The sequence below is a fragment of the Streptomyces sp. NPDC014991 genome (genome assembly GCF_043080665.1).
GTDB lineage: Bacteria > Actinomycetota > Actinomycetes > Streptomycetales > Streptomycetaceae > Streptomyces.
In genome coordinates this window covers 282600-301212 of record NZ_JBIBVY010000007.1, presented here as the reverse complement: position 1 = coordinate 301212, position 18613 = coordinate 282600, and the positions used below count along the sequence as shown (strand labels likewise).

Below are 18613 nucleotides of genomic sequence, written 5' to 3'. Positions count from 1 at the left end.
GCCAGGAACCAGCAGGAGCACGTAAGTTGTGCCCTGAATGATCCACGCCTCGGCTGAAAGACGGACACGACCCATGACCGACCCTGTGACGACGCCCGAAGAAGCGATGCGCCAGAAGATCGACACGTCGGTGCCGCACTCCGCCCGCATCTGGAACTACTGGCTCGGCGGCAAGGACAACTATCCTGTCGACGAGGAGGCCGGTGACGCCTACACCGCCGTCTTCCCGGGCATCGTCACCATCGCCCGTGGCAGCCGTGCCTTCCTGCGCCGCTCCATCACGTATCTGGTGTCCGAGGCGGGCATCCGGCAGTTCCTGGACGTCGGCACCGGTCTGCCGACCGCCCAGAACACCCACGAGGTCGCGCAGGGACTCGCCCCCGAGGCGCGGATCGTCTACGTCGACAACGACCCGATGGTCCTCGCCCACGCGCGTGCGCTGCTGTACTCGTCCCGCGAGGGTGCGACCGCCTACATCGACGCGGACGTGACGGACCCGGACCGCATCCTCGAGGAGGCCGCCCGGACGCTGGACCTGGGCCGGCCCACCGCGCTCATCCTCAGCAACATCCTGGGACACGTCGCCGACCACGACCGGGCCCGCTCCATCGTGACCCGGCTCATGGACGCCCTGCCGTCGGGCAGTTACCTCGCCGTCAACGACGGTTCGCGCGGCATCGACCCGGTCTTCGAGGAGGCGCAGGACGCCTACAACGACAGCGGTGCCGTCCCGTACAACCTGCGCACCGTGGACGAGATCACCGCGTACTTCGACGGCCTGGAACTGATCGAGCCCGGCGTCGTCCCGGTCACGTGGTGGCGTCCGGAGCCCGGCACGCCCTCACCGGAGGTCGTCGCCGAGCACGGGGGACTGGCCCGCAAGCCGTGACCCGCGCACGCACCGGCCGGCGCCCCCTCCCCCTCGCCGGGGTGGGGGCGCCGGCCGTTGCGGGGGTCTCGGCCCCGGCCGCGAGGCGGTGTCGGGCGGACCGGGGGAAAACCCTCGATTGACCCGCCGTTGGGTGACATGCCCCGGTCAGGGCTGCCATTCTCCCTCCGAACGCTGATCCACCCCACGCGCACACGGATCACGCTCCCGCACAGCTCAGCTCGCCGGGCGGCGGACCCGTCCGCCCGGTCTGTCACCGGCCGCGAACCGGCGGCCGCAGCAGGAGGAGTACGAGTGAGACCCCACAGAGCCCTTCCCCACAAGCGGGCCACGGTCGGAGCCGCCCTGGTCTCCACCGCGGCCTTCCTCGCCGTCGGTCTCCAGGCCGTACCGGCCACCGCCGCACCGGCCGCTCCCCACCCCAGCCCGCTGCGCGGCGGCGGCCTGGCAGCGGGCCTCAGCCCGTCCCAGCACCAGGCGCTGATCAAGAGCGCCCGGCAGAAGACCGACACGACCGCCCGCACCCTGGGGCTCGGCGCCCAGGAGAAGCTGGTCGTCAGGGACGTCGTCAAGGACAACGACGGCACCCTGCACACGCGGTACGAGCGCACGTACGCCGGACTGCCCGTCCTCGGCGGCGACCTCGTGGTGCACACCCCGCCCGCCTCGCAGGCCGCGGGAACCGTGAGCACCACCTTCAACAGCAAGCGCACGATACGGGTGCGCTCCACCACCGCGACCTACACCAAGGCCGCCGCCGAGACCAAGGCGCTGAAGGCCGCGAAGGCCCTGGACGCCGCGAAGCCCACCACCGACAGCGCCCGCAAGGTGATCTGGGCGGGCACCGGCACCCCGAAGCTCGCCTGGGAGACGGTGGTCGGCGGCCTCCAGGACGACGGCACGCCCAGCCGGCTGCACGTCGTCACCGACGCCACCACCGGCAAGGAGCTGTACCGCTACCAGGCGATCGACACCGGCGTCGGCAAGACGCGGTACAGCGGCCAGGTGACGCTGACGACGGCCCAGTCCGGTTCGAGCTACACGCTGACCGACGGCACCCGCGGTGGTCACAAGACGTACAACCTCAACCACGGCACCTCCGGCACCGGCACCCTGTTCTCGCAGACCAGCGACACCTGGGGCGACGGCACCAACTCCAACGCCGCCACCGCGGGCGCCGACGCGCACTACGGTGCGCAGGAGACGTGGGACTTCTACAAGAACACCTTCGGCCGCAGCGGCATCCGCAACGACGGTGTCGGCGCCTACTCCCGCGTCCACTACGGCAACGCGTACGTGAACGCCTTCTGGGACGACGGCTGCTTCTGCATGACCTACGGTGACGGCTCCGGCAACAACGACCCGCTCACCTCGCTGGACGTGGCCGGCCACGAGATGAGCCACGGCGTCACCTCGAACACCGCCGGGCTGGAGTACAGCGGTGAGTCCGGCGGCCTGAACGAGGCCACCTCGGACATCTTCGGCACCGGTGTGGAGTTCTACGCGAACAACACGTCCGACGTCGGTGACTACCTCATCGGTGAGAAGATCGACATCAACGGCGACGGCTCGCCGCTGCGCTACATGGACAAGCCGAGCAAGGACGGCGGCTCGGCCGACAGCTGGTACTCCGGCGTCGGCAACCTGGACGTGCACTACTCCTCGGGCCCCGCGAACCACATGTTCTACCTGCTGTCCGAGGGCAGCGGCACCAAGGTCATCAACGGCGTGACCTACAACAGCCCGACCTCCGACGGCGTCGCCGTCACCGGCATCGGCCGCGACGCCGCGCTGAAGATCTGGTACAAGGCGCTGACGACGTACATGACGTCCAGCACCAACTACGCCGGCGCCCGCACCGCCGCCCTGAACGCCGCGGCCGCGCTGTACGGCACCAACTCCACGCAGTACGCCGGAGTGGGCAACGCCTTCGCCGGCATCAACGTCGGCAGCCACATCAACCCGCCGAGCAGCGGGGTGACGGTCACCAACCCGGGCAGCCAGTCGACCACCGTCGGCACGGCCGTCAGCCTCCAGATCAAGGCGAGCAGCACCAACAGCGGCGCGCTGTCCTACAGCGCCTCCGGCCTGCCGGCCGGCCTGTCGGTCAACAGCTCGACCGGTCTGATCTCGGGCACGCCCACCACGGCGGGGACGTACAGCACCACCGTCACGGTGACCGACTCCACCGGCGCGACCGGCACCGCCACCTTCGGCTGGACGGTCAGCTCGACCGGCGGCGGCTGCGGCTCGGCCCAGCTGCTGAGCAACCCCGGTTTCGAGTCCGGTGGCACCGGCTGGACCGCGACCAGCGGCGTCATCACCACCGACAGCGGTGAGGCGGCCCACGGCGGCTCCTACAAGGCCTGGCTGGACGGCTACGGCTCCACGCACACCGACTCGCTGTCCCAGTCGGTGACGATCCCCGCGGGCTGCAAGGCGACCCTGACCTTCTACCTGCACATCGACACCGCGGAGACCGGCAGCACCGCGTACGACAAACTGACGGTGACCGCCGGTTCGAAGACCCTCGCGACCTACTCGAACGTCAACGCGGCCTCCGGCTACAGCCAGAAGTCCTTCGACCTGTCCTCGCTGGCGGGCTCGACCGTCACGCTGAAGTTCAACGGCGTGGAGGACTCCTCACTCCAGACCAGCTTCGTCGTGGACGACACGGCCCTGACGACCGGCTGATCCCCGCATCCGACCGCGGTCCCGCACCCCGTACCCCGGGTGCGGGACCGTCGTCGTGTCAGCTCAGCGGGTCCAGGGTCAGATACGCCTGCCGCGGGCCGCCGTCGTGCACCAGTGACTCCTGGTTGCCGACGTCGTCGAAGGCGAACGCGTAGGCCTTGCCGTCGGCCATCTGCGCGTGGATCTTGCGCGCGTAGTGGTTGGTCACCGTGTCCTGGTAGAAGTTCGCCGTCGTCGTGTCCGGCTGGTTGGGGTTCACCAGCAGGGTCGACCTGTTGAAACCGGCGCACAGCGTGCGGGAGATGGGGCCGCGCACGGCGTCGTTGGGCGCGTCCAGCAGCTTGTGACAGCCGAAGATGCTGGAGGCGTCCGGCTTCTGGAAGCTGGTGACCACCGCGCCGGAGGAGTTGGTGAAGTTCATGACGTTGCCCGAGACCCGGCCGTAGTACTTCGTGTTGGGCTCGTTCGCGAACGGCGTCACCGTCAGGGTCGACGTCGTGTACTTCTGCCAGACCCGGTTGACGTAGTCGTCCATCACGTTCGCCGGCAGAGCGCCGGTCTCCACGCCGTACAGCGGGGACAGCGCGCGCAGCACGGTGCCGTCGGAGCGCGTCTGGACCAGGTTGGCCCAGCCGCCCGGCTGTCCGCGCAGCGCGTTGAAGAAGCCGGTCCAGCCACCGGACTTCAGGTGGCCGGTGGTGCTCACACCGCCGTCGGCCCGCTGGACCCCGACCGCGTACGGCGCCGAGAACATGTCCACCTGAGTGCTGTTGAGCCACAGACCGGAGTCGTTGAGCGTGTACTCCGACCAGTTGAAGAGGATGTTCCGGTTGGGGTCGGAGGGGTTCTGCACGGCCGGCTGCACCAGCCCGCCGGTGGTGAGCCGGAAGTCGAGCTTCTGGCCGTACGAGAAGTAGATCCGGCCGGAGAACTTCGGGATCCGGATCGTCGTGGACTGTCCGGCGGCCGGGCCGGGTATGGCCGCGTCCGGTGCGGGGGTCGGCGGGTTGCCGCCCGCCGGCCAGGCGTGGAACGTGCCGTTCGCGTCGGCCCAGCCCTGCCGTCCGGAGGACAGCTGGGTGCCGAGGTCGTAGACGTAGACCTGGTCGGAACGGCCCGAGTTGTTGGTGATCTTCAGCGGGATGGTGTCCGGGACGGCGGCGTCGGCGCGGGCCGGTGCGCCGAACGTGAGGGCTCCGCCGATCAGCGCCGCGGCGGCGGCCAGGGGCAGGGCGGGGCGTGTGAGCTTGTGAGGCACTCTCCACCTCCGTGTGGGGTCGGGGCGTACGGCTCTGGTCCGTACCTGTTCTGAGAGCGCTCTCAGGGTCATGCCAGGACACGTACATGTCAATGTTCCGGACACGTGATGTCAATGTTCGGACCGGATCGGCCCGGCGCCCGCTGGTCCGCGGGCGCCGGGGACCGGGGTCAGAACGCGCGCTCCAGCAGGCCGAACAGGGCCGTCCAGTGCCGTTCGTCGGCCGCCCGGTCGTAGGCCGGAGTGTCGGCCTGGGTGAAACCGTGGTGTGCGCCGGCGTACACCTCGCAGGTGTTCCGGACGCCGGCGGCCGTCAGGGCCTCCTCGAACCGCGCCACCTGCTCCGGAGGCAGCGACGGGTCCTCGTCGGCGTGCCCGAAGTAGAGCTCCGCGGTGATGCCCGGCGCCTCCAGGTGCGGGCTGGCCGGGTCGTCGGTGGCGAGCCGGCCCCCGTGGAAACCGGCCACCGCAGCGACCCGGTCCGGGTGGGCGCCCGCGGTCCACAGGGCGAGCCGGGCGCCCATGCAGTAACCGGTCAGCGCGACCGGGCCGTCGGCCGCCGCCGGACTGTCGGCCAGCCACCGCAGATAGGCGCCCGCGTCCCGTTTGACCAGGTCGGGTGTCAGCCCGGCCAGCATCGGTCCGAGCCGCTCCCAGAGCGTGGGGTCGGCGCCCGGGTCGATGAACGCGGGCAGGTCCAGCACCGGAGCCCGGCCGAGCCGGTAGAACACGTTCGGCACCAGCACCGTGTAACCGGCACCGGCGAGCCGCTCGGCCATGGACCGCAGATGCGGGCGCAGCCCGTAGGCGTCCTGGTAGAGCAGCACGGCCGGGCGGGGACGCCCGTCGGCCGGCTGGACGAGGCAGGCGTCGGCGACCCCGTCCTCGGTGGTGATGTCGACGCTGGTCGCCCGGACATCGGTCATGGTGAGAAGGCCTTCCCTCGGGGACGGACGCGGGCGGTCCCTGCCCGGCGCCACGACGGAGCCCATGCTGCCACGCAAGATCGGAAAGCCGTGTCGCGGGAGCGGCGCCGGGGGCACCGGACTCCGCCGTCACATCCGCCCACGTGCGGTGCTCCCCGGCCCACCGCCGGACGCGGTCCCCTGAGAGCCGGATACGCCTCCCGTGCGAGAGCTCCCGCCCGGCCCGAGCCCGCCGCGTCGCTGTGCGAAGTCCGCTCACACCGACGCGGTGCCGGACTCCCGGGTGCGTCCCGGGATCACCTCCCACGAGCCGCCGGTCACGCCGAGAGGGGCACGCGGGGGACGGGACACGTGCGCAGGCCCCCGCGGCCCGGTCTCCCGCGCGCTCACTCGAAGCGGCTCGTGTCCCCGGCGCCCCGGCGGACGATCTGTGCCTCCCCGCCGGAGAAGTCGACCACCGTCGTCGGCTCGGTGCCGCAGTCGCCGGAGTCGACCACCGCGTCCACCACGTGGTCCAGCCGGTCCTTGATCTCCCAGCCCTGGGTCAGCGGCTCCTCCTCGTCCGGCAGCAGCAGCGTGCTGGACAGCAGCGGCTCGTCCAGCTCCGCCAGCAGCGCCTGGGTGACGACGTGGTCGGGAATGCGCACACCCACGGTCTTCTTCTTCGGGTGCATCAGCTTGCGCGGCACCTCGCGGGTGGCAGGCAGGATGAACGTGTAGCTGCCGGGTGTCGACGCCTTCACGGCCCGGAACACGTCGTTGTCCACCTGGACGAACTGGCCGAGCTGCGCGAAGTCCCGGCACATCAGCGTGAAGTGGTGCCGGTCGTCCAGCCGGCGGATGGAGCGGATGCGGTCCATGCCGTCCCGGCTGCCGAGCCGGCAGCCGAGTGCGTAACAGGAGTCGGTCGGATATGCGATGAGCGCCCCCGAGCGGATCGCGTCGGCGACCTGGCCGATGCTGCGGGCCTGCGGATTGTCGGGGTGCACGTCGAAGTACTTCGCCATTCGACGAGCTTATTCCGTCGGCGGACGCCCTGCGCGCAGGGGGCGGTGCCCCGCCGGCACCACCCGGTTCCGCCCGACCTGTTCGGCACAGGGACGAGGTCGTACCTGTCGTGGCGGCCATGCCCGGATCCAGCGCCCCCGGCGGGTCGTCGACGGCGTCGCCCCGGCGCGCGCCGAGGCCCTGCCCGCGCTGCACCGGGCCCTGGACCGGCTGGTCGCCCGCGACCACGCCCATCCCAGGCCGCCCGAGGGCCCGCTGAACCTGCTGCGCTGCCTCGCGGAGCGCCCAGGGTGCCACCGTGCGGGAGGCCGCCGGCGCCCCTGCGGATGAAGCTCGACGGCGTCAGCGCGCTGGCCTCCCGGCTCGTCCGGACCGGGCCTGCTGGAACGCCCGCAGGACAGCGCCGACAAGCGCGTCGCCCGGCTGCACCTGACACCGGTCGCCCGGCGCCACCTCGGCGAGGTGCGCGCGCTCCGGGCCTCTCCCTCACGAACGCCGTGCCCTCGCTCGCCGGGGGCGAGATGGACGCCTGCGGCCCACTGGCGCCCCGGCCCCACCCCGCCGCCCACTGACGCGCGGCCCCCCGGGCCCCGGCACCCTGTGCGTGCCGTCCAGGCGGCCCCGGCCGTGAGTGACCGCCGGTGCGCGCGGCGCCGGCGAGCCCGGACCTGCGGGAGCGACCCGGGTACGGCCCCCGGCCGCCCCTCCTCGTCCCGCCGCTGCGATCGTCCGCAATCGATGTGCGTACTTCCCGGGAACCGGGGCAGAGGAGGGAGGAGCCGCCCGGGGCCGTCCCCCCGCCCCGGGCGTGGCGTCTCCGCCGGCGGCCGATCCCCCCCCCAGGCCGCCGGCGGAGCCATGTCCGGTGTGCTGCCTCGCCGTTCGGTCACTCGGCGGTTGCGCGCCTCACCTGGCCGCCGGCTCGGCCGGCAGGTCGAACACGTGCCGGGGGGAGACGATCCGGGTGACCGCCCGGCCGAACAGTGTGCTGGGTTCGTTGCCGGCGTGGTCGATGTCGGTGTTGAGGACGATGACCAGGGTCGTGCGCGTCGACGGCAGGTAGATGGTCAGCGACTCGTAGCCGGGCAGGGAGCCGTTGTGGCCGATCCAGCCCTGCACGTCGAAGATGCCCAGCCCGTATCCGGCGCCCGGGATCGGCGTCGCCGGGGTGATGAGGCGCTGCTTCTGCGTGGTGGCGCTGACCATCCGCTTCCCGTCGGGCAGTCGGCCGGTGGCCACCGTGCGCGCCCAGATGCGCAGATCGTCCAGGGTCGAGATCATCGCTCCGGCCGCCCAGCCCCAGGACGGGTCCCAGTCGGCGGCGTCAGCGGTCTTCCCGTCCGCCGTCTGGTCGGTGTAGCCCTGCGGATGCGGCGCGGGGAACTCGTTGCCGTCAGGGAACAGCGTGTGCCTCATGCCGGCCGGATCGAGGACGTGCCGCTGGATGTAGTCCCCGAGGTGCTGACCGCTCCTCTGCTCCACGACCAGGCCGAGCAGGATCAGGTTGGTGTTGCTGTAGTAGAACTTCTCGCCCGGCTGGAAGAGCACCGGGTGTTTGAAGGAGTAGGCGAGCAACTGCCGGGGCGTGAAAGGTCGCCGGGGGTCGGACGTGAGCGCCTTGAAGAAGGCGTCGTCCTCCGAGTAGTTGAACAGCCCGCTGCGCATGCCGGCCAGCTGACGCAGCGTCATCCTGTCGCCGTTGGGTACGCCGTCGATGTACCTGCCGATGGGGTCGTCCAGGCCGACCTTGCCCTGGTCCACGAGTTGGAGCAGGGCGGTCACCGTGAACGTCTTCGTCTCGCTGCCGATGCGCGTGTACATGTCCGGGGCCATCCGGCGACCGGTCGACTTGTCGGCGACGCCGAACGAGCGGACGTAAGCGGGCTGCCCCGGCGTCCAGATGCCGACGCTCACGCCGGGGGTGCCGGTCTCGCGCATCACCCGCCGTACGGCCGCGTCGACCTGGCGTGCCACGTCGGGGGTGAGGGCGCGGACGTCCGAGCCCGAGGCCGACGGACCGGGTGGGTCGGAGGAGGGCGCGGCCGGTACGGCGGCCGGTGCCGTCCCCGCGGCGAGGGGCACGAACAGCGCCCCCGCGAGCGCGGCGGCGGTGGCCCCCCTGCGCAGGCGTGCGGACGAAGGCGACATGGGCTGACTCCAACCACGTGAGAGACGCGTGAGAGACGACCTGAGCGAGACGTCCGAGCCCGGATCTCCTCAGCATAGGAGCGCCCGACCCGCCGCGCGCGCCGGCCGGGCCCCGCTCCGTACGGGCGCGGCGGCCGGACCGGACCCGGCGGGCGGGATGCTCCTCCGAGGGGCGGGAGGCCGGTTCGGGCGATGGCCTCACCGGACCCGGGGGCAGCAGCGGACCGTTCCCGCCCGGCCCGAGGCGCTGTGGACGGCCCCCTCCGGCCCCACCCTCGCCTCCCGGCACGAGCCCGGAGGGCGGTGATCCGCTACCGCCCGCGCAGCGGCGGCAGCACGGCCAGAGTGCCGTTGGCCAGCCGCAGCGCCTCCTCCAGGACGCCGGGCGCGTGGAGGGCGCCGGAGCCGTCGGGCGGTACCAGCCACTCCAGGTAGCGGGCGGGCCGGTACGGCGGCGGTACGGCGACCCAGGCCCCCCTGCTCGCGTACCGCAGTCCGGCGCCCACCCAGCCCCCGGACGGGTCCGGCGGAAGCAAGAAGCCGACCCGCCCGGCCGCGGTGTCCACCAGGGTCGGTCCCGGCACCGGCAGCGCGGGCCGCCACAGCAGGTCCAGGGTGAGCAGCCCCAGCCGGTCGGGGACGCTCAGCACGTCCCAGAAGCGGCCCGCCTCCAGCAGGGCGATGCCCTCGCCGTGATCCCACTCCCGTTTGCAGCCGCGCGGGTCGGCCGCCGCCGCGGCCAGCCACTCCACGCCCCGCGTCCACATCGTGTTCGTCATGCGCTGCTCCGGGTCTCCTCGCCCGCCTGCCTGAACGCAGGGAGCAACCGTGACCGGGCACCCCACGTGTCCGTGCGCCCACCCGGCGTATGCATGGTTGTAGATGTTTCTACGGCGCGGAAGGGGTGGCGCGCCGTGGCGTTCCGGCCAGGACGTTCGAGGTCCGTTTGCCGGTCCGTCTGTCGAGACGGACACGAGTACGTCGACTTCTGTCTCGGTGACACCGGTGCGATGGCCGGCCACTCACCCGCCCCGGTCACCGAGGCGGTCCAGCGGCGGTACGCCGACCTGGGCGGAGCCACCGCCATGCTGCCCACCGAGGACGCCGAGTGGACCGGCGCCGAACTGACCCGCCGGTTCGGCCTGGCGCGCTGGAGTTTCTCCCTCACCGCGACCGACGCCAACCGCTGGGCGATCCGGCTCGCCCGGGCCGTCACCGGCCGGCCGAAGATCCTGGTCAACAGCTATTGCTACCACGGCAGCGTGGACGAGTCACTGATCGTCACCGGCCCGGACGGCACCGGCACCGCCCGCCCCGGCAACGTCGGTGCGCCCTGCGACGTGACGCTGACCAGCAGGGTCGCCGAGTTCAACGACCTCGCCGGGCTGGAACGGGAGCTGGCCCACGGCGACGTCGCCGCCGTCCTCATGGAGCCCGCCCTCACCAACATCGGCATCGTGCTGCCCGAACCCGGCTACCTCGCCGGCGTCCGCGAACTGACCCGGCGGTACGACATCCTGCTCATCAACGACGAGACACACACCTTCTCCGCCGGACCCGGCGGCTGCACGGCCGCCTGGGACCTCGAGCCCGACCTGCTCACCATCGGAAAGGCGATCGGCGGCGGCATCCCGGCCGGCGCCTACGGACTGTCCGCCGAGCTCGCCGACCGGCTGCTGGCCCGCGCCGACCTGGACCTCGTCGACATGGGCGGCGTCGGCGGCACCCTCGCCGGCAACGCCCTGTCGGTCGCGGCGACCAGGGCCACCCTGGAACACGTGCTCACGGACGAGGCGTTCGCCCGGATGGCCACCCTCGCCGAGCGCTTCGGCGGGTGTCCGGGCCGCCGTCCAGGCACACGCACTGCCGTGGTCGGTCAGCCGCCTTGGAGCCCGCACCGAGTACCGCTTCACCTCCCCGGCCCCGCGCACCGGCACCGATTCCGCGGCGGCCGCCGACCCCGGGCTGGAGGACTTCCTGCACCTCTACCTCGCCAACCGGGGCATCCTGCTCACCCCGTTCCACAACATGGCCCTGATGTGCCCCGACACCACCGAGCGGGATGTCGACACCCACACCGAGGTCTTCGCCGCAGCGCTCGCCGAACTGGCCGGCTGACGGAGGCCGGAAGAGAGCCGGGACACATGAGGGACATGGACGACATCGACCGCGCCATCCTGCGGGAACTGCAGACCGACGGCCGCATCGCCTACGCCGACCTGGGCCCCAGGGTCGGCCTGTCCGCCTCGGCGGCGCGGCAGCGCCTGCAACGCCTGCTGGACTCCAGGGCCGTCCAGGTGGTCGGCGTCACCGACCCGATGGCCATGGGCGGACAGGCCATGGCCCTGCTCGGCATCGGCGTCGACGGCGACCCCCGCGCCGTCGCCGACGCCCTGGCCGAACGCCCCGAGGTCGTCTACTCCGTCCTCACCTCGGGCGGCTTCGACCTCTTCGCCGAGGTGGTCGCCCCCGGCCCGAAGGCACTGCTGGACCTCGTCAACGACGTGGTACGCCCGCTCGAGGGCGTACGCGAGATCCGGTCCTTCCCGTATTTCGGCATCCACACGCACCGTTTCCTGTGGGAGGTGGGCTGACGACCGGGGCCACGGGCCGCCCGGCGGTGACCAGGAGGACAGGGGAAGCGCGAGTCAGGACACCGACGGCGGCTCGGGTGCCAGCACCAGCATGGTGGCGTCGTCGCGGACCTCGTAGCGCCGCCGGGCCAGATCCGCCCACACCGCTCCCGGCAGCCCGGCCGACGGAGTGCCGGCCAGCGCGGCCAGCCGCTCGGGCAGGGGATAGAAGGTACCGGCGGCGTCCCGCGCCTCCCACACACCGTCCGAGGCCAGGAACAGCCGGTCGCCCGGACCGAGTGCCACGGTGGCCTCCTTCGGCGGACCGACGCCCACCAGCCCGATCCCCAGCGGCGGACCGGGCGCGACGGCCACATCCCGGGCCTGCCCCTCGCACAGCAGGACGGGCGCCGGATGACCGCACGCCACCAGCCGCACCGCGGCCGTACCCCCGGCGAACTCCAGCAGCAGCGCCGTCGCGAACAGCTCCGCGTGCCGTACGTCCGCCGAGTCCACCGCCAGCCGGCGGTCCATGCGGGCCGCCACCGACTCCAGGTCCGGCTGGTCCAGGGCCGCTTCCCGGAACGCCCCCAGCAGCGAGACCACCGTCGCGACCGCCGACAGCCCGTGCCCCTGCACGTCCCCCATCACCGCGCGCACACCGCACGGCCCCTCCCGCACGTCGAAGAAGTCCCCGCCCACCAGCGTGCCGTTCTGCGCGGCCCGGTAGAAGGCCGTGCAGCCGACCCGCCCGACCCGCTCCGGCAGCGGTGGCAGCACGGCCCGCTGCACCGCCTCGCCGATGGCCCGTTCCGTGTCCAGCTGGGCGTCCCGGCGGCTGCGCACGAAGGACACGAACACGCTCAGGGCGGCCACGAACACGATGGTGAGCAGGTCGGTGCGGCCGGGCCGGTCCAGATGCGTGGCCGGCACGTTCAGCACCACGATCACACCCACGCCCAGCAGGCCGGTCATCACCGGGCCGTACGACAGGACCGCCAGCGGCGGGATGGCGCCCAGCAGGAATCCGAGATCACGCGCGTGGGGCGTCAGCAGCGTGGCGACGGTGACCGTCGCGAGCAGGAGCACGGGCAGCACCCGTACCCACCACGGCGGTGGCGCGCCCCGCAGCCAGCCGCGATTCTCCCGGTCCCCGTCCGACGACCGGCCGCGCAGCGATCCCACACCCCCAAGCTACGCCGCCCACCGCCGGCGCGGCCGCCGCCGGGCGCACCGGACCGCGCCGAAAACCGGTGGACGCCCGCCCCGCGGTCCGCCTAACCTGTGGCGCACCACGCCCGAAGCGGACGGAAGAAGGAGGCGGGCACGATGCACATCACCACCATCCAGCGCTCCCTCCTCCCCGTGCCGCCGGCGTGTCACGTCTGATCCGACCGGGAGCGCCACACCCGTAACGCATCCCGGAGGAATCTTGACCGACCTGGTCATCCGCACGCTCGACGCGAGCAGTGCGGCCCTGTTCCGTACCATGCCCGACCCGCTGGCCCTGGCCGAGAAGCACCGGAACACCCGCTACCGCCCCGACTGGCAGCGCGTCGCGCTGCGTGACGGCCGCACCGTGGCCCGCGCCGCCTGGTGGGGCCGGCCCGAGGACCCGCAACCGCTGGTGATCAACTGGTTGGACGTCGCCGAGGGCGAGGAGGCGGCGGGCGCCGAACTGCTGCGGACGGCGCCCTGGCGGACCCCCGAACTGGAACTCGACCTGCCCGCCGGCTGGCGCGACGACCCGCGCCTGCGGGCCGCGGCCGGCACGCGTACCACCGTCGCGCGCCAAGCCGGATACGCACCGCTGGTGGAGCGCTTCATCTACCGCTGGACCCGGGACCTGGGCCTGCCCGAGCGGCCCGGCCGGCTCCGCTTCACGCCCGAATCCGACGACGCCGTCTTCCACGGCCTCCTGCGCCGCATCAACTCCGCCACCCTCGACGCGCACGCCCGCAGGGCCATCGAGGAGGGCGGCGTGGACCACGCGGCCCAGGAGGACCTGGAACTCCTGCGCGGGCTCCCGTCCCCGCGCACCTGGTGGCAGATCGCCCGCACCCCCGACGGCGATCCGGTCGGCATCCACATCCCCGCACGCAACCCCGCCGGACCGTGCGTCGGCTTCATCGGAGTGGTGCCGGAACACCGCGGCCACGGCTACGCCTACGACCTGCTCGCCGAGTGCACCCACTTCCTCGCCGCACAGGGCGCCGAGTTCATCGCCGCCGCCACCGACCAGGGCAACCTCCCGATGGCCGCGCACTTCACCACGGCCGGCTATCCCGTCGTACGGGAACGCGTCAACTACTGGGCCGACAACGCCACCGGCGCCGGGTGACCGGCAGACAGCCCGGTGGCCGAGCCGCCGCCCGCCGGCGAAAGCGGTGTCGCACACTCCGGCCGGCGGATCCCCTCCACTCGTGCGAGTGCGTGACAAGGAGCCGAGGACCCTGCGGAGGTGCTAGTCGGTGCCCTCCGACAGGCGGGCCTCCGCCGCCGCCAGGATCTCGGTGACGCGGAGGCCGAAACCGGCGTCGCAGGGGTGCGGACGGCCGGTGCGGGCCGCCCGCACCAGGGCGTCGGCGGCCCGGGCCAGTGCGGGAACCGCACCTTCGGAACTCCCCGGCAGGACGGTGACCCCCGCCTCGCCCCGCAGTTCCACATCGGCCCCGGCCGCCGCGGGCGGGGCCGACAGGCTCAGGGTGAGCGTGCTCGACGCGCCGGCGGCGTGGTCGAGGACCAGGTGGACGGTGTCCTGTGGACCGTGTGCCGCCGCCAGGACCTGCCGTACGTCGCCGAGGACCGGCAGCAGTACCGACAGGGCGTGCGGGCCGACGTCCCACAGCGCGCCCTTCTCCCGCCGCCACGGCGAGGCCGCGAACGGGCTGTCGGTCGTGAACACCGCCCCGAGCCACTGTGCCCGTGCCGTGAACCAGCCCGCCACCGCGGCCTGTTCCTCGATCCAGGCCTCCGGCTCCTGCTGGAAGCGCGCGGTGAAGAACACCACCGACGCCACCCCGGCCCGCTCCACCGCCTCCGCCACGGCCCGTCCCTCGGCGACCGACACCGCCAGCGGCTTGTCGAGCAGCAGATGCCGGCCCGCCGCTGCCGCCCGCACCGCGAATCGGGCCTGTACGGACGGCGGCAGGGCCACCGCCACCGCGTCCACGTCGGCCAGCAGCGCGTCCACGTCGGCGTACGCGGGGACGCCGTACTGCTCCGCCAGTTCCGTGGCCGCCTCCGGCCGGCGCCCCCACACCCCGGCGAACTCCGGACCGGTGTGCCCGGCCAGGGCGGGGGCGTAGGCCGCCTGTGCCCACGGGCCCGTCCCCAGCAGTCCGATGCGCATGTCGCGTTCCTTTCTCCGAGCCGTTTCCCGCACCCTCAAGATGCCGCACTCCGGTCGCCCTCCGGACACCTGGGGCCCGGACTTGTCTCCTCCGCGAGCCATGCGGCGATGGTGGCGGCGATCGGCTGCCCGGTGTCCATCTCCACGAACCCGAACTGGCCGGACTGGTTGCACTCCAGGAACCACCAGATCCCGTCGGCGTCCTCCGCGAAGTCGAAGGCGCCGTATGCCAGTTCCGCGTCCCGCAGGTAGCGCAGCACGCCCTCGGCGACGCGCGGCGGCACGTCCGTGGGCACCCAGGGGGAGACCGACGGGGCGAAGCGGACGTCCACGTCGTCGGGACCGGCGTCCGGGTCGGTGGGCTTGCGGGCGGCCAGCAACGTGCCGCCGACGGCGGTGAGCCTGATGTCGGCCCGTTTGGCGATCCGCCGTTGCAGCAGCGTCGGTCCGAAGGCGACCGCGGTGAAGTCGGCGTCCGGTGCCACCCGGCTGGTCGGCACCGCCCGCGGCGGCTCCTGCGGATGCGCGCCGGAGACCGGTTTGACCACCAGATCCGGGAAGCGCTCCGCGAACGCCCGCGCCGCCTGCGGGAACGTCGTGATCAGCGTGGCCGGCACCGGCAGGCCGCTGCTCTGCGCGAGGCGCAGCTGCCAGGGCTTGTGGCGGGCCCGGCGGGCCGCGTCCGGGTGGTTCATCCAACGGGCGTCACTGGAGCGCAGCATGCCGTACAGCGCCTGCGACGACTCCTCCGTCAGCCAGGCCGACGGCTGGGCGGCGCGGGCCGCGGGGCTCCCCGGCCTGCGCACCCACACGGAGCGCAGGCCGTTGATGCCGACCAGTCGTCCACCGACGGACAGGTGTCCACGGCAGGCACCGTGGACGAACTCGGCCGACAGCGCTACTCCGTTGGTCAGATCGGCGGGGTCGAGCCGGACGACGGGCACGCCCGCCTCGCCCAGCCGGAGGACCACCATGTCCGCCGTCACGTCCTCTTCGCAGGTCAGGATGAGCACGGTCATCGTCTCGACGCCCGCGGTTCAGTCGTCGAAGTGCGTCTTGGAACCGGCGGTCGAGGTCGTGGTGCCCAGTGCTCTCAACGTGGCGTGATCGGTGGCGGCGATGCGCCCGTCCGGGAGGACGTTCACTTGCAGTCCGGAGTCGTACGCGTACGGAGCGGTGACGTCCAACTGCACTGCGGGCCGCGCGTAGTTGAGCGTGAACGGTTGCATGGTCTCTCCCTGTTTAGGCTTTCACGTCCTTATACGAGTCGAACGGGTGATTGGTTTCCTTACTCTCCGTCATCACGTGCCGGACGGGGCCCGGGACCGTGCCTGAGCAAGAGGAAGACACCTCGCTGTTCCGTCGACGCGACCGGACGGCCGTGCCCGCCCGCGGCTCGCCCCGCCCGTGGCCCCCGGCGTACGGGTACCCGGCGTACGGGCAGGGGAGGCCGGCCGCGTCACCGTCCCGGACACGGGGGAGCGGCCGGACGACCGGGCGGGTGCCGGGTCAGCGCGTGAGCGCGTCCCGTGCCACCTCCAGGGCCTGGTCCGCGTACGCCCGTCCGAACAGCACGACGTGCACCAGGAGCGGGAAGAGCTGGTGCAGGCCCACCCGCTGCCGCCAGCCGTCCGCCGGCGGCGCCGCCTGCTCGTAGCCGGCGAGGATCCGGTCCAGCTGGGGGCAGCCGAACAGCTGGAGCATCGCCAGGTCGGTCTCCCGGTGTCCGCCGTGCGCGGCCGGGTCGATGAGCCGGACCTCGCCGTCCGCGCCCCACAGCACGTTGCCGTTCCACAGGTCGCCGTGCAGCCGGGCCGGCGGCTCCGGGGGGCCCGCCAGTTCCGGCAGCCGCTCGCAGACCCGCTCGAACAGGGCCGCCTCACCGGGGCGGAGCGTGCCACGGTCGACCGCGCCGCGCACATACGGCAGCACCCGGTGTTCGGCGTACCAGCGGGGCCAGTCGGTGCCCTGGGCGTTGCGCAGGGGTGCGGCCCCGATGTACGCGTCCTCGGGGCCGCCGGGCGGAGGTGCCCCGAAGTGGGACGCACCGGCCGCGTGCAGAGCGGCGAGGGCCTGGCCGAAACGGAACGCCGCCGCGGGGCCGGGGCTGCCGGTCGGTACCCGCTCGGTCACCATCCAGTGCTCGTCGTGTCCGAGCACCGCCGGGACCCGGACCGCGTCCGCCTCGGCCAGCCAGCGCAGCCCCGCCACCTCGGCACGCACGGCCCCCGGACCGTCGCCGCGTTTGACCATCACCGGTGTCCCGCCGTCCAGCAGTACCTCGACGGGTGACTCCGGCGTCGTGCGTACCCGGCCGGCCGGGCGCCCGGTGAGCCGGGCCGCCACCTGTCCCGGATCCTCGTCCCGGTTGACCACGGCACCAGCGTACCGCCCCAACCAGGGCCGCGCGCGGGCCACTTCGGCCTCGGGCGCGACAGGCACGGAGCACACCCGTGCGGTCGCCGCCGCCCCGGCTCCCGCCCGGCGGGCGTCGGCGGAAGACGCGGAGGGCGACGGGTGGCGCCTCCGGGAGGTGCCGCCGTACGCCACAACCTGACGGGACCCGTTCCCCGCGCCTCGCGGACCGACCGCGCTCGGCGGTGCCGGCCCGCACCGGGGTGCACTCAGGTGCGGCGGGGTCCCGCGCGGTGACCCGCGTCCCGCCCCCGTGCGACGCCGGACCCGCCCGTGCGGACATTCAGCCGGCGACGGGGTACGACGCCCGGGGCAGCCCCACCGGATTGCCGGGCGGCAGCAGCCCCGAACCGAGGACGGTTCCGGCCAGCGGCTCCAGCAGTCCGGCCAGACGCCCGGTGCGCTCGGTCCCCAGCGCGGACCACGGCCCCTCGGCCGCCGCGTCGGTGAGCGCCTCCGCCTCCGCGCGCACCGCGGCCCCCGCCGGCGTGAGCGAGCCGTCCGCCGCCAGCCGGCCGGCCCCGCGCAGCCGAGCCACGGCCGCGTCCCAGTCCGCCTCCTCCCACTTGCGCGTCATGCGCAGGAACGATCCGTCGGACTCGCCGGCCGCGGCCTTGAGCACCATGGCCTCGACCGGTCCGAGCCCCAGGCTCACCAGCACCGCGACATGCGAGTCGCCCCGGTGCTCGCGCAGGGTCGTCAGGGCCTGCCACAGGCGGGCGGCGGGCCGCTCCGGGCGCTCCAGCGCCTGGTTCGCGGCGGCCAGCACCCGGCCCGTGGTGTCCGCCGCCGACGCGGCCTCCCACGCCAGGTCCGCGGCCTCGGCGAAGTCGGCCGAGCCGACGGTGTCCGCCCCGAACAGGCGGGTCATCGCCGCGTCCATCGCCTCTTCCCGGGCCGCCAGCACGTCCGCCGGAGCCGCGAACCGCCAGGCGTCCGGAAGCGCCCGGGCCACCCGGGCGGGATGGAAGACGTAGAAACAGCTCGTCACCACCGACGGCGCCGCCGCGCCCAGGGGGGCGGCGCGCAGGGCGAAGTAGCCCATCCAGTAACCGCGCATGCCGAGCCCGTCCGCCGCCCGGTGCGCCTCCGGTGCGAAGTACACGAGGTCGTGCACCGGTTCGTACCGTTCCCACAGTGCCCGCGCCATTCCGTCCGCCACTGCTTCCTCCCACCGCGTCGGCCTGCCGTGCTGTCGGCACCAGCCTGCGTTATGACGACTGTCATAACAAGGGGTGGGGCGTCACCGGACCGGCGCGCGACCCGGCCGAGGGCGTTGCGCCGTGCCGGTCGCGCCTGATCCCGCCGATCCGGCCGCGCGGTCGGCGTACACAGGCAGCCGGGCCCAGC

At 73.2% G+C, this 18613-nt stretch carries 15 protein-coding genes and 1 pseudogene; 5 read left to right on the top strand and 11 right to left on the bottom strand.

Annotated elements, in window-relative coordinates:
* The first annotated feature begins 73 nt into the window (after nt 1–73).
* Together ACF1BE_RS14650 and ACF1BE_RS14645 are read left to right on the top strand one after the other, a co-directional pair.
* Nucleotides 74–889 (top strand): SAM-dependent methyltransferase, encoded by an 816-nt coding sequence (locus ACF1BE_RS14650; RefSeq protein WP_392199370.1) that lies wholly within the window; start codon nt 74–76, stop codon nt 887–889.
* Nucleotides 890–1183: 294 nt separating this feature from the next.
* Nucleotides 1184–3583: a M4 family metallopeptidase gene (locus ACF1BE_RS14645; RefSeq protein WP_392199369.1), complete on the top strand. Its 2400-nt coding sequence runs from the start codon at nt 1184–1186 to the stop codon at nt 3581–3583.
* Nucleotides 3584–3641: 58 nt separating this feature from the next.
* On the opposite strand, the gene ACF1BE_RS14640 is transcribed toward ACF1BE_RS14645, so the two are convergent.
* The 5 genes from ACF1BE_RS14640 to ACF1BE_RS14620 all read right to left on the bottom strand — a co-directional run bounded on the left by ACF1BE_RS14640 (nt 3642) and on the right by ACF1BE_RS14620 (nt 9702).
* A complete protein-coding gene (locus ACF1BE_RS14640) occupies nt 3642–4841 on the bottom strand; it encodes a glycoside hydrolase family 64 protein (protein WP_392199368.1) in 1200 nt (399 codons plus the stop codon).
* 170 nt (nt 4842–5011) lie between these two features.
* The gene (locus tag ACF1BE_RS14635; protein WP_392199367.1) at nt 5012–5767 is read right to left on the bottom strand and encodes a dienelactone hydrolase family protein; all 756 of its coding nucleotides are present in this window, start codon (nt 5765–5767) and stop codon (nt 5012–5014) included.
* Between the two features lie 386 nt (nt 5768–6153).
* Complete coding sequence (locus ACF1BE_RS14630; protein ID WP_392199366.1) at nt 6154–6774, bottom strand: L-threonylcarbamoyladenylate synthase; 621 nt, start codon at nt 6772–6774, stop codon at nt 6154–6156.
* 907 nt (nt 6775–7681) lie between these two features.
* Nucleotides 7682–8923 (bottom strand): serine hydrolase domain-containing protein, encoded by a 1242-nt coding sequence (locus ACF1BE_RS14625; RefSeq protein ID WP_392199365.1) that lies wholly within the window; start codon nt 8921–8923, stop codon nt 7682–7684.
* 311 nt (nt 8924–9234) lie between these two features.
* A complete protein-coding gene (locus tag ACF1BE_RS14620) occupies nt 9235–9702 on the bottom strand; it encodes a hypothetical protein (protein ID WP_392199364.1) in 468 nt (155 codons plus the stop codon).
* A gap of 93 nt (nt 9703–9795) precedes the next feature.
* Between ACF1BE_RS14620 and ACF1BE_RS14615 the strand changes: the two are divergent.
* Nucleotides 9796–10677, top strand: a pseudogene (locus ACF1BE_RS14615) (aminotransferase class III-fold pyridoxal phosphate-dependent enzyme); the annotation flags it as partial.
* Nucleotides 10678–11076: 399 nt separating this feature from the next.
* A complete protein-coding gene (locus tag ACF1BE_RS14610) occupies nt 11077–11517 on the top strand; it encodes an Lrp/AsnC family transcriptional regulator (protein ID WP_392199397.1) in 441 nt (146 codons plus the stop codon).
* 54 nt (nt 11518–11571) lie between these two features.
* On the opposite strand, the gene ACF1BE_RS14605 is transcribed toward ACF1BE_RS14610, so the two are convergent.
* A complete protein-coding gene (locus ACF1BE_RS14605) occupies nt 11572–12681 on the bottom strand; it encodes a PP2C family protein-serine/threonine phosphatase (RefSeq protein ID WP_392199363.1) in 1110 nt (369 codons plus the stop codon).
* Between the two features lie 247 nt (nt 12682–12928).
* Between ACF1BE_RS14605 and ACF1BE_RS14600 the strand changes: the two genes are divergently transcribed.
* On the top strand, nt 12929–13837 hold the full coding sequence (locus ACF1BE_RS14600) for a GNAT family N-acetyltransferase (RefSeq protein ID WP_392199362.1): 909 nt from the start codon (nt 12929–12931) through the stop codon (nt 13835–13837).
* A gap of 123 nt (nt 13838–13960) precedes the next feature.
* On the opposite strand, the gene ACF1BE_RS14595 is transcribed toward ACF1BE_RS14600, so the two are convergent.
* The 5 genes from ACF1BE_RS14595 to ACF1BE_RS14575 all read right to left on the bottom strand — a co-directional run bounded on the left by ACF1BE_RS14595 (nt 13961) and on the right by ACF1BE_RS14575 (nt 18425).
* Complete coding sequence (locus tag ACF1BE_RS14595) at nt 13961–14848, bottom strand: Gfo/Idh/MocA family protein (RefSeq protein WP_392199361.1); 888 nt, start codon at nt 14846–14848, stop codon at nt 13961–13963.
* Between the two features lie 35 nt (nt 14849–14883).
* Complete coding sequence (gene tgmB / locus ACF1BE_RS14590; protein WP_392199360.1) at nt 14884–15867, bottom strand: ATP-grasp ribosomal peptide maturase; 984 nt, start codon at nt 15865–15867, stop codon at nt 14884–14886.
* Nucleotides 15868–15885: 18 nt separating this feature from the next.
* Entirely contained in the window at nt 15886–16077 is a 192-nt protein-coding gene (gene tgmA, locus ACF1BE_RS14585) for a putative ATP-grasp-modified RiPP (protein WP_392199359.1), read from the bottom strand.
* Between the two features lie 280 nt (nt 16078–16357).
* Nucleotides 16358–17194: a fructosamine kinase family protein gene (locus tag ACF1BE_RS14580; protein ID WP_392199396.1), complete on the bottom strand. Its 837-nt coding sequence runs from the start codon at nt 17192–17194 to the stop codon at nt 16358–16360.
* Nucleotides 17195–17546: 352 nt separating this feature from the next.
* Nucleotides 17547–18425, bottom strand: a complete 879-nt coding sequence (locus ACF1BE_RS14575) for a hypothetical protein (protein ID WP_392199358.1) — start codon at nt 18423–18425, stop codon at nt 17547–17549.
* Nucleotides 18426–18613: the final 188 nt, after the last annotated feature.